The 1,123-nt window shown below is 63.7% G+C and carries 1 protein-coding gene; it reads left to right on the plus strand.

Annotated elements, in window-relative coordinates; genetic code table 11:
• Positions 1-5 precede the first annotated feature (5 nt).
• Positions 6-1,123: elongation factor Tu (gene tuf, locus V9L20_RS27245; protein WP_337298907.1), on the plus strand; the 1,118-nt coding region annotated here is incomplete at its 3' end.

The following is a 1,123-nucleotide window of genomic DNA, read 5'->3' on the forward strand; positions in this document are numbered from 1 at the left end:
GAAAAATGGCAAAAGGTAAATTCACCCGCACCAAGCCGCACGTGAACGTGGGCACGATCGGTCACGTTGACCACGGCAAGACCACGCTGACGGCTGCAATCGCGACGGTGCTGTCGGCCAAGTTCGGCGGCGAAGCCAAGGCCTACGACCAGATCGACGCGGCGCCCGAAGAAAAGGCCCGCGGCATCACCATCAACACCGCCCACGTCGAGTACGAAACGGCCAACCGCCACTACGCACACGTCGACTGCCCCGGCCACGCCGACTACGTCAAGAACATGATCACCGGCGCGGCCCAGATGGACGGCGCCATTCTTGTGTGCTCGGCCGCCGACGGCCCCATGCCCCAGACCCGCGAGCACATCCTGCTGGCGCGCCAGGTGGGTGTGGGCTACATCATCGTCTTCCTGAACAAGTGCGACATGGTCGACGACGCCGAACTGCTCGAGCTCGTCGAAATGGAAGTGCGCGAACTCCTCGACAAGTACGAGTTCCCTGGCGACGACACCCCCATCATCCACGGCTCGGCCAAGCTCGCCCTGGAAGGCGACAAGGGCAAGCTCGGTGAAGAAGCCATCATGAAGCTGGCCGAAGCCCTCGACACCTACATCCCGACGCCCGAGCGCGCCGTGGACGGCACCTTCCTGATGCCCGTGGAAGACGTGTTCTCGATCTCCGGCCGCGGCACCGTCGTGACCGGCGCCGTCGAGCGCGGCGTGATCAAGGTCGGCGAGGAAATCGAGATCGTCGGCATCCGCCCGACCGTCAAGACCACCTGCACCGGCGTGGAAATGTTCCGCAAGCTGCTGGACCAAGGTCAAGCGGGCGACAACGTCGGCGTGCTGCTGCGCGGCACCAAGCGCGAAGAAGTCGAGCGCGGCCAAGTGCTGTGCAAGCCCGGCTCCATCAAGCCGCACACGCACTTCACCGCCGAGGTGTACGTGCTGTCCAAGGACGAAGGTGGCCGTCACACGCCGTTCTTCAACAACTACCGTCCGCAGTTCTACTTCCGCACGACGGACGTGACCGGCGCGATCGAGCTGCCCAAGGACAAGGAAATGGTCATGCCTGGCGACAACGTCAGCATCACCGTGAAGCTGATCAACCCGATCGCGATGGAAGA

The sequence above is a fragment of the Variovorax sp. CCNWLW225 genome, assembly GCF_037204045.1.
Lineage (GTDB): Bacteria > Pseudomonadota > Gammaproteobacteria > Burkholderiales > Burkholderiaceae_C > Variovorax.